The organism is Thauera phenylacetica B4P, assembly GCF_000310225.1.
GTDB lineage: Bacteria > Pseudomonadota > Gammaproteobacteria > Burkholderiales > Rhodocyclaceae > Thauera > Thauera phenylacetica.
Map to the genome: position 1 here is coordinate 1 of NZ_AMXF01000148.1, position 10138 is coordinate 10138.

The 10138-nt window shown below is 70.4% G+C and carries 7 protein-coding genes; 4 read left to right on the top strand and 3 right to left on the bottom strand.

Translation table 11 applies throughout. The annotated features are described in order from the left end of the window. Positions 1 to 948, bottom strand: a 948-nt coding sequence (locus C667_RS15890; RefSeq protein WP_004369164.1) for a LysR substrate-binding domain-containing protein, incomplete at its 3' end; no start/stop codon positions are given. A gap of 142 nt (positions 949 to 1090) precedes the next feature. On the opposite strand from C667_RS15890, the gene C667_RS15895 reads away from it, so the two are divergent. The 3 genes from C667_RS15895 to C667_RS15905 all read left to right on the top strand — a co-directional run bounded on the left by C667_RS15895 (position 1091) and on the right by C667_RS15905 (position 4882). Continuing rightward, positions 1091 to 2470: an L-serine ammonia-lyase gene (locus tag C667_RS15895; RefSeq protein WP_004369166.1), complete on the top strand. Its 1380-nt coding sequence runs from the start codon at positions 1091 to 1093 to the stop codon at positions 2468 to 2470. 131 nt (positions 2471 to 2601) lie between these two features. After that, positions 2602 to 3840 (top strand): serine/threonine transporter SstT, encoded by a 1239-nt coding sequence (gene sstT, locus C667_RS15900; protein WP_004369168.1) that lies wholly within the window; start codon positions 2602 to 2604, stop codon positions 3838 to 3840. A gap of 7 nt (positions 3841 to 3847) precedes the next feature. Continuing rightward, the gene (locus tag C667_RS15905) at positions 3848 to 4882 is read left to right on the top strand and encodes a threonine aldolase family protein (protein WP_004369170.1); all 1035 of its coding nucleotides are present in this window, start codon (positions 3848 to 3850) and stop codon (positions 4880 to 4882) included. 338 nt (positions 4883 to 5220) lie between these two features. Here the strand turns inward: C667_RS15905 and C667_RS15910 are convergent, their stop codons facing one another. Next, the gene (locus C667_RS15910; protein ID WP_004369172.1) at positions 5221 to 6756 is read right to left on the bottom strand and encodes a cryptochrome/photolyase family protein; all 1536 of its coding nucleotides are present in this window, start codon (positions 6754 to 6756) and stop codon (positions 5221 to 5223) included. Positions 6757 to 6886: 130 nt separating this feature from the next. Between C667_RS15910 and C667_RS15915 the strand changes: the two genes are divergently transcribed. Next, positions 6887 to 9319, top strand: a complete 2433-nt coding sequence (locus C667_RS15915; RefSeq protein WP_004369174.1) for a sensor domain-containing protein — start codon at positions 6887 to 6889, stop codon at positions 9317 to 9319. Here the strand turns inward: C667_RS15915 and C667_RS15920 are convergent. Further along, positions 9320 to 10138 (bottom strand): spermidine synthase (locus C667_RS15920; protein ID WP_004369176.1); only part of this gene is annotated, 819 nt, incomplete at its 5' end.

Genomic DNA, 10138 nt, shown 5'->3' on the forward strand with positions numbered 1-10138 from the left:
GGAGGCAGCGTCCGCGGGCGGCCCGGCGGCGAGCTCCGCGGCGCGCGCCTCGGCCACCAGCCAGTCGTGCACCGTGGCCACGCGCGGGTCCGCGAGCGCCCCGCCGGAATGGATGACGCAGTAGCGCTTGCCGGTGCGCACCGACTGCGCGAAGGGCGCCACCAGGCGGCCGCTGTCGAGCTCGTCGGTGATCAGCGTTCGCCGCGCGATCGCCACCCCCATGCCGGCGATCGCGCACTGCATGGTGATGTGGTTGCGGTTGAACATGTAGCCGCGCCGCACCTCCACCTGCGGCGCGCCGATCGCGCGCAGGTAGCGCTCCCACTCCGCGTAGGGCGGGCTGCCGCGCCAGGCGGTCATGTCGTGCAGCAGCGGGTAGTGGCGCAGGTCCCCGGCGCCGAGCAGCGGCGGGCGGCCTTCGAGCAGGCGCGGCGAGCACACCGGGAAGATCTCCTCCTCCAGCAATACGGTGCTCTGGAAGCCGGGATAGCTGCCGTCGTTGAGGTCGATTGCGAGGTCGAACTCGCCGTCGCGCAGCGAATACGTGCTGTCTTCGGCCTCGACCTGCAGCTCGATCTGCGGAAAGCGCGCCATCAGGCGCGGTAGGCGCGGCACGAGCCAGGTGGCGAGGAAGGAGGGCAGGGTGCGCACCCGCACCACGCCGCTGAGCGCGCCACCGCGCAGGCGGCCGATGGCGAGCTCGACCGCGGCGTAGGCCGGGTCGACCGCGGTGAGCAGGCGCTTGCCCGCGTCGGTGAGCTCGAGCCGGCGCGGCAGGCGGCGGAACAGGCGCTGGCCGAGCCAGTCCTCGAGCAGCTTGATCTGCTGGCTGACCGCGCCGGTGGTGATGCTGAGCTCCTCGCCCGCGCGGGTGAAGGACAGGTGATGCGCGACGGCCAGGAAGACGCGTAGCCGGGTATGGATCTGCGAAGGTGCGCTCGTGGCCATGGTTTAGTTTTTCTAAAGAAAAGATCAAAAACTATCGATTGAGTACCCGCAAGTCAGCCCGGAAAATGGCGCTCATGCACTGATAAGTATTTTCGTGCTTAGCAGAATTAAATCAACAAGCAGTTCTCCCTCGGAGTCCCCCATGTCCATCAGCGTACTCGACCTCTTCAAGATCGGCGTCGGTCCTTCCAGCTCGCACACGGTCGGGCCGATGCGGGCCGCATACGATTTCGTCGTGGAGCTGCAGCGCCGCGGCCTGCTCGACCAGGTGCGCCGCATCGAAGCGAAGCTCTACGGTTCGCTGTCGGCGACCGGCGTCGGCCACGGCACCGACCGTGCGGTGGTGGCCGGGCTGATGGGCGCGCGTCCGGACGAGGTCGACCCCGACTTCCTCGTGGGCGCGGTGGATGAGGTGCGCATCGACGCGCGCCTGCCGCTGGCGGGCACGACGGCGGTGCCCTTCGACTGGGCGCGCGATCTGCGTCTGCTGCCGGTGAGCCTGCCCTACCACCCCAACGCGATGCGCCTGGCCGCGCATGGCGAGGCCGGCGTGCTCTACGAGAACACCTACTACTCGGTGGGTGGCGGCTTCGTGATCGACGAGGCGCAGGCGCAGTCCGGCGCGCCCGCAGAGGCCGAGGTCGTCGTGCCCTATCCCTTCGACACCGGCGCCGAGCTGCTTGCGCAGTGTCGCCGCCACGGCCTGCGCATCAGCGAGCTGATGCTGGCCAACGAGTCGGCCTGGCGCAGCGAGGCCCAGACGCGCGCCGCGCTGATGCGCATCTGGGAAGTGATGCGCGCCTGCGTGACGCGCGGTGTCGGCCACGAGGGCGTGCTGCCCGGCGGGCTCAACGTGCGCCGACGCGCGCCCGCGCTGCACCGCAAGCTCACCGAGCAGGTCAGCGGACGCAACATGATCAGCGACTCGATGACCGCGCTCGACTGGGTCAACCTCTACGCGCTCGCGGTCAATGAAGAGAACGCCGGCGGCGGCCGCGTCGTCACCGCCCCCACCAACGGGGCCGCCGGGATCATCCCGGCGGTGATGCACTACTACATGAAGTTCATGCCCGGCAGCGACGAGCGCGACGTGGAGAACTTCCTCCTCGCCGCCGCCGCGGTCGGCGTGCTCTGCAAGAAGAACGCCTCGATCTCCGGCGCCGAGGTCGGCTGCCAGGGCGAGGTCGGCTCGGCGTGCGCGATGGCGGCGGCGGGCCTCGCCGAGGTACTCGGCGGCACGCCCGAGCAGGTCGAGAACGCCGCCGAGATCGGCCTCGAGCATAACCTCGGCCTTACCTGCGATCCGGTCGGCGGCCTCGTGCAGGTGCCCTGCATCGAGCGCAACGCGATGGCCTCGATCAAGGCGATCAACGCCGCCCAGCTCGCCCTGCGCGGTGACGGCGCGCACACGGTCTCGCTCGACCAGGTCATCCGCACCATGCGCGATACCGGCCGCGACATGCTCGACAAGTACAAGGAAACCTCCCGCGGCGGGCTGGCCGTCAGCTTCCCCGAGTGCTGACGCCTCGGTCCGCCGAGCCTGCGCAATCGACCGACTCACCCCGAGCCCGCATGCGGGAGCCTTTCCCGCAGCGGCTTTTCGCCCGATCCGGGCACCCCTAACCATAACGTCATCCACGAGGAGACACCCCGATGACCACCGCCAACCCCACGGCTTTCCAGCGCCTCATGCGCATGAGCCTCATCTCCCAGATCGCCATCGGTCTGGTCCTCGGCGTCGCCCTGGCGCTGATCGCGCCCGGCGCGACCAAGTCGGTCGCCCTGCTGGGCGACCTCTTCATCGCCGCACTGAAGGCCGTCGCGCCCATCCTGGTCTTCGTCCTGGTTGCGGCGGCGATCGCCAATCACAAGCACGGCCAGCCCACCCACATCCGCCCGGTGCTGATGCTCTACCTGCTCGGCACCTTCGCCGCGGCGCTGGTGGCGGTGCTCGCCAGCTTCGCCTTCCCGACCACGCTGGTGCTCGATGCGCCGGCTGCCAGCGGCACCCCGCCGGGCGGCATCCTCGTCGTGCTCAAGAACCTGCTGCTGAGCGCGGTCTCGAACCCGGTGCGCGCGCTCATGGAAGCCAACTTCATCGGCATCCTGGCGTGGGCGATCGGCCTCGGCATCGCGCTGCGCCACGCCGGTGAAGGCACGCGCAAGGTCCTCAACGATCTCGCCGACGCGATCTCGCAGATCGTCCATGTGGTGATCCGCTTCGCGCCGCTCGGCATCTTCGGCCTGGTCGCCGCCACCATGGGCGAGGCCGGCATGGACGCGCTGCTCGGGTACGGCCGCCTGCTGCTGATGATCGTCGGCTGCATGGTCTTCGTCGCGCTGGTGGTCAATCCGCTGTTCGTGTTCTGGAAGCTGCGCAGCAACCCCTATCCGCTGGTGTTCACCTGTCTGCGCGAGAGCGGCGTCACCGCCTTCTTCACCCGCAGCTCGGCCGCCAACATCCCGATCAACCTCGAGCTGTGCCGTCGCCTGGGCCTGCACGAGGACACCTACTCGATCTCCATCCCGCTCGGCGCCACGATCAACATGGCCGGCGCGGCGATCACGATCTCGGTGATGACGCTGGCCGCGACCCACACCCTGAACATCCCGGTCGACTTCGCCACCGCGCTGCTGCTGTGCATCGTGTCCTCGCTCGCTGCTGCCGGCGTGTCGGGCGTGGCCGGCGGTTCGCTGCTGCTGATCCCGATGGCGACCGCGCTGTTCGGCATCAGTGCGGACGTGGCGATGCAGGTCGTCGCGATCGGCTTCGTGATCAGCGTGGTGCAGGACTCGGCCGAGACCGCGCTCAACTCCTCGACCGACATCCTCTTCACGGCGGCGGCCTGCGCCGCCGAGAGCGGCGAGCCGCTGAACCTGGACCGCGCCTGATCCCCGCATGCAGCCGATTCAGCATTTCGCCAGCGACAACTACGCCGGCGTCTGCCCGGAGGCCCTCGCGGCCTTCGTGGCGGCCAACGCCGGCCACGCCCCGGCCTACGGCGAGGACGAATGGACGCGCAAGGTCTCCGACCGCCTACGCGAGCTCTTCGAGACCGACTGCGACGTCTATTTCGTCTTCAACGGCACCGCCGCCAACTCGCTCGCGCTCGCCTCGCTGTGCCAGAGCTACCACAGCGTGGTGTGCCACGAGCTGGCCCACGTCGAGACCGACGAGTGCGGCGGGCCGGAGTTCTTCTCCAACGGCTCCAAGCTCCTGCCCGCGCACGGCGCGCAGGGCAAGCTCACGCCCGCCTCGGTGCTGGAGGTGATCTCGCGCCGCAGCGACATCCACTACCCCAAGCCGCGCGTGGTCACGCTGACGCAGAGCACCGAGGTGGGCACGGTGTACCGGCCGGCCGAGGTGGCGGCGATCTCCGCCTGCGCGCGCGAGCACGGCCTGCGCGTGCACATGGACGGCGCGCGCTTCGCCAACGCGGTGGCCTCGCTCGGCGTGGCGCCAGCGGAGATCACCTGGAAGGTGGGCGTGGACGTGCTGTGCTTCGGCGGCACCAAGATGGGCCTGCCGGTGGGCGAGGCGGTGGTGTTCTTCGACCGCAGGCTGTCGGAGGATTTCGCCTATCGCTGCAAGCAGTCCGGGCAGCTGGCCTCGAAGATGCGCTTCCTGTCCGCGCCCTGGCTCGGCATCCTGGAAGACGAGGTGTGGCTGAAGCACGCCCGCCACGCCAACGCCATGGCACAGCGCCTGGCGAGTGGGCTGATGCAGGTCCCGGGTGCGAGGCTGATGTTCCCGGTCGAGTCCAACGGCGTGTTCTGCGAGCTCCCGCCCGCGGTGCTCGACGGATTGCGCGCGCGTGGCTGGCGCTTCTACACCTTCATCGGTGCCGGTGGGGCGCGCTTCATGTGCGGCTGGGACACGCTGCCCGCGAGCGTGGACGCGCTGCTCGCCGATGTCCGCGCCCTCGCGGGCTGAGCCGCTGTGTTCGCGCCTGCCGGCGCTCCTACATGAACCGACGTGCTCCTGCAGGAGCGGCGCAAGCCGCGAAGCACGCGGTCCGGCAAGCGACGCACGCGACCGTTTGCGCGGCCGTCTTCGCGCCTGCCGGCGCTCCTACATGAACCGACGTGCTCCTGCAGGAGCGACGCAAGCCGCGAAGCGCGTGGTCCGGCAAGCGACGCACGCGACCGTTTGCGCGGCCGTCTTCGCGCCTGCCGGCGCTCCTGCATGAACCGACGTGTTCCTGTAGGAGCGGCGGAAGCCGCGAACACGGCTGCCGGACAGGCGATGCGCGCGCTTCGCGCACCGCAGCCTTACAACTCGTCCAGCTTGCCAAGGTAGTCCGCCGCCTGTGCCAGCGTGGCGGCGCGCTCGCCTTCGTCCATCTTCGCCCAGGCCTTGTAGGGCATGGCCATGCGTGGGTTGCGCGCGAAACGGGCCTCGTGGCGCAGCAGGAAGTCCCAGTACAGGCTGTTGAACGGGCAGGCGGGCTTGGCGCTGGCGCCATGGCGGCGCTTGGGGTCGTAGGCGCAGGCCTTGCAGTAGTCCGACTGCTTGCCGATGTAGCTCGCCGCGCCGGCGTAGGGCTTGCTCGCGATCACGCCGCCGTCGGCGAACTGGCTCATTCCGCGGGTGTTGGGCATCTCCACCCACTCGAAGGCGTCGATGTAGATGCCGAGGTACCAGGCATCCACCGCATCCGGGTCGCAGCCGGCGAGCAGCGCGAAGTTGCCGGTGATCATCAGGCGCTGGATGTGGTGGGCGTAGGCGGTGTCGAGCGACTGACCGATGGCGTGGCGCAGGCAGGCCATCTTCGTGTCGCCGCTCCAGTACCAGGCCGGCAGCGGGCGGTGGGCGTCGAGCGCGTTGGTCTGTGCGTAGCCCGGCATGCGCGCCCAATACACCCCGCGCACGAACTCGCGCCAGCCCAGGATCTGGCGCACGAAGCCCTCGCAGCTCGCCAGCTCCACCTTGCCCGCCTGCCAGGCGGCGACCGCGGCGTCGATGACTTCGCGCGGGTGCAGCAGCTTGACGTTGAGCGCGAACGACAGCCCGGAGTGGAACAGCGTGGTCGAGCGCGTGCTCATCGCGTCCTGGTAGGGGCCGAAATGGGGCAGGGCGTGCTCGATGAAGTGCGCCAGCCCGGCGCGCGCCTCGCGCCGGGTCAGCGGCCAGCGCACGCGCTCGGCATGCGGCGCGCCGATGGTCTGGACGCCGGCGACGACGATCTCGTCCCACAGCGAACGCAGGTCATGCCCGCCCCAGGGCCAGTCGGGCGCGGGCGGATCGCCCGGCCATTTCTCGCGGTTGTGCGCGTCGAAGTTCCACACCCCGCCGACGGGCGCACCGCCGTCATCGACCAGCACGCGATGGCGGCGACGCATGTCGCGGTAGAAGAACTCCATGCGCGGCACCTTCTTGGCGAAGCGCTGCGCGAGCTCGGCGCGCTCGGCGAGGAAGTGCTCGCTGGCGACCACCGCGTGCGGCAGGGCCAGTGTCTGCGCGGCTTCGTCCAGCAGGCGCTCCACCCGCCACTCGTCCGCCGCCATGCGCTCGAAGCGGGTCGCGCCGCAATCGGCCGCCACCTGCGCCAGGTTGGCGGCGAAGGCCTGGCGGTTGTCGGCGTCGCCGATCCTCAGGTAGCAAACCCGGTGGCCGGCGGCCTGCAGCGCGGCGGCGAAGGCGCGCATCGCGGCGAAGATCGCCAGCACCTTCTGCGCATGGTGGTGCACGGTGTCGGTCTCGCTGCGCACCTCCATCATAAGGTAGAGCACGTCGGCGCGCGCGGCGCGGAACCAGGAATGGGCGGCGTTGAGCTGGTCGCCGAGGATCAAGCGCAGGGTGGTCATTTTGCAGGCAGGCGTGGAAAAGTATGCATCTCGGCATTGCGGGCGGCCCGCTCGGCACGGAGGCTGTCAAAATAGCCCGACCCGGGGGGTATGAGCGATCCCGAGGTCCATGGGCGAGGAGAGCGGTTGCATGAAGGACGATAACGCACGTCTTAGGGCGGCGATCGACAAGTTGCGCGTGCCGATCTACATCAAGGATCCGCAGGGGCGCTACCTCTACGCGAACGAGCTCGCCTGCGAGCTGCTCGAGCGCGCTCGGGCGGACATCCTGGGGCGCACCGACGCGGAACTCTTCCCGCCCGAGCTCGCGCGTGCGATGCAGGCGCACGACCAGCGCGCGCTCACTGGACGCGAGCCGGTGATCGTCGAGGAATGCGTCCGCCTCGCCGGCCGTCCGGAGATGAACTGGGGGCTCAGCATCAAGCAGCCCCTGTTCGACGAGGATGGCGCGCCGGACGGCGTGGCCGGCCTGACCATCGACATCACCGCGCGCAAGCGCGACGAGCACGAGCTGGTCGCGCTCAAGAACGACTACGCGGCGATCCTGCAGGCCCTGCCCGACCCGTTGTTCGTGCTCGACGCCGAAGGGCGCTGCCTGTCGTACCGGACGCCGAGCGAGGACCTGCTGGCCGCGCCGCCCTCCCTCTTCATGGGGCGCAGGGTGCATGAGGTCCTGCCGCCCGCGGAGGCGGAGACCTGCCTCGAGGCCTTGCGCGAGGCGGCGCGCGTGGGGCATTCCACCGGCAAGGTGTTCAGGGTCGACGCGCCGGGCGGCACGCGCTGGTTCGAGCTGTCGGTGGCGCCGATGGCGCGCAGCGCGGGCGAGCCGCAGCGCTTCAACGTGCTCTCGCGCGAGATCACCGCCCGCAAGCAGATGGAGCAGGCGCTGCAGGAGCGCGAGTCGCTGCTGCGCGCGGTGGTCGACAACACCCCCGTCGAATACTGGGCGCGCGACCTGCAGGGCCGCTGCATCATGCAGAACGCGATGACCGCCGCGCACTGGGGCGATCTGCTCGACAAGCGCGTCGGGGACTCCGGCGAGAGCGCGCCGGTGAGCGCCGACTGGGCGGAGAGCAACCGCCGTGCGTATGCGGGCGAGACCCTGCACAAGGAGGTCGAGTACGAGGTCGACGGCGAGCGCCGGGTGTTCCAGTGCCTCGTGGCGCCGATCCGCGTGCAGGGCGAGGTGATGGGGATCTTCGGCTTCAACCAGGACGTCACCGAGCGCAAGCGCCAGGAGCGCCAGATCCACGAGCTCGCCTTCTTCGATCCGCTCACCGGGCTGCCCAACCGCCGCCTGATGTACGACCGCCTCGAGCACGCGCTGAGCACGAGCGCGCGCCGCGGCACCGAGGGCGTGCTGCTGCTGATCGACCTCGATCACTTCAAGGACCTCAACGACTCCCACGGCCACGATGCCGGCGACCAGCTGCTGGTCGAGGCGGGTGTGCGCCTGAACGCCTGCATCCGCCAGGGCGACACCGCCGCCCGGCTCGGCGGCGACGAGTTCGTGGTGATCCTCGAGGATATCGAAGGCGTCGCGCAGGCGAACACGATCGCCACCCGTATCGGCGAGGCCTTGGCGCGTCCCTTCCACCTGCGCTGCGGCAAGGATGGCGAGCGCGTCGTCCAACATGTCTCGGCGAGCATCGGCGTCGGCGCGTTCGGCCGCGGCGAGCTCAGCGCCGCCGAGCTGCTGCGGCGCGCAGACACCGCGATGTACCAGGCCAAGGCGGCGGGGCGCAACGCCATCTGCTTCTTCGACCCCGCGATGCAGGCGGCGGTCACCGAGCGCGCGACCCTGCACGCCGACCTGCGCGAGGCCATCCGCAGCCGCCAGTTCGAGCTGCACTACCAGGTCCAGGTCGATACGCGGCGCCGGCCGGTGGGCGCCGAGGCGCTGCTGCGCTGGCGGCATCCGCACAAGGGCCTGCTCGCCCCGGGCGGCTTCATCGAGCTCGCCGAGGAGACCGGCTTGATCGTGCCGATCGGCCACTGGGTGCTGGAGACCGCGTGCCGGCAGCTGGCGCGCTGGGCGCAGCGGGCGCAGACCGCGCACCTGCGGCTCGCGGTGAACGTCAGCGCGCGCCAGTTCCGCCAGCCCAGCTTCGCCGACGAGGTGCGCGCGCTGCTCGAATCGACGGGGGCGCCCGCCGAGCGCCTCAAGCTCGAGCTCACCGAGAGCAGCCTGATCGAGGACGCCGAGGCGGTGATCGAGCGCATGCAGGCGCTGCGTGCGCTCGGCATCCGCTTCGCGCTCGACGACTTCGGCACCGGCTACTCCTCGCTCGCCTATCTCAAGCGTCTGCCGCTCACGCAGCTCAAGATCGACCAGTCTTTCGTGCGCGACGTGATGTCGGATCCCAACGACGCCACCATCGCGCGCACCATCCTCGCGCTCGGCAGCAACCTCGGCCTCGCGGTGATCGCCGAGGGGGTCGAGACCGAGGAGCAGTACGACTTCCTCGCCGCCCAGGGCTGCCGCGACTACCAGGGCTACCTGTTCGGTCGCCCGGTGCCGATGGAGGTGTTCGAGGCCGCGCTGGCGCAGGCGCAGGGCTGATCAGCCGCCACGCAGCACGTCGAGGTCGGCGCGGTTGCGCTCGTCGGTGTAGGGGCGGGCGGGCTCCGGCCGCGCCGCGGACGGGGCGGTGCAGATCACCAGCACGTTGCCCTGCGGACGGTCGCGGAACAGCACCTCGACCGCGCACGCGCCGTACTCGGCCTGGATGCTCGCCAGCACGCTGCGTGCATAGGGGCTGGCGAGCTCGCGGTCGAGGATGAGGTTGGCGGCGAGGAGGCCGCCGGGCTTCAGCACTTCCCGCGTGGCGCGCCAGAACTCGCGCGTGACCAGGTGGGCCGGGATGCTGGTGAGCGCGCTGTAGACGTCGACCACCACCGCGTCGTGGCGTGCGGCGGTGGCGCGCAGGTGGGCGCGCGCGTCGGCGGCGACGAACTCGCCGCGCACCGGCTCGCGCAGGAAGTCGCGCTCGGCGATCTCCTTCACGGCGGGGTCGATGTCGACATACACGTAGTGATTGAGCTGCTCGCGGTGCGAGAGCGTGAAGCCGCCCGCGCCCAGCACCAGCACGCTGCGCCCGCGAAAGCCCAGCTCGTCGAGCAACAGGCCGCGCAGGCGGCGGATGTAGCGCGCGTAGCGCGGCGGCTCGCCGGCGTCGAGGATGGAGGCCGGCGAGTTGTTGATGCGGAAGACCTCCGGGGCCACGTAGCCGGGGATCTCCACCGCCTCGACGCGGTAGGTGGCGTAGGCGGTCTCGAGCTGCTGCGGCAGCACGAGGTTGACCGCCAGCGCCGCGAGCGCGATCGCGAGCGCCGCCGCGGCCGCCGGCCTCTGCCCCCCGGCGACGCCGCCGAGCGCCGG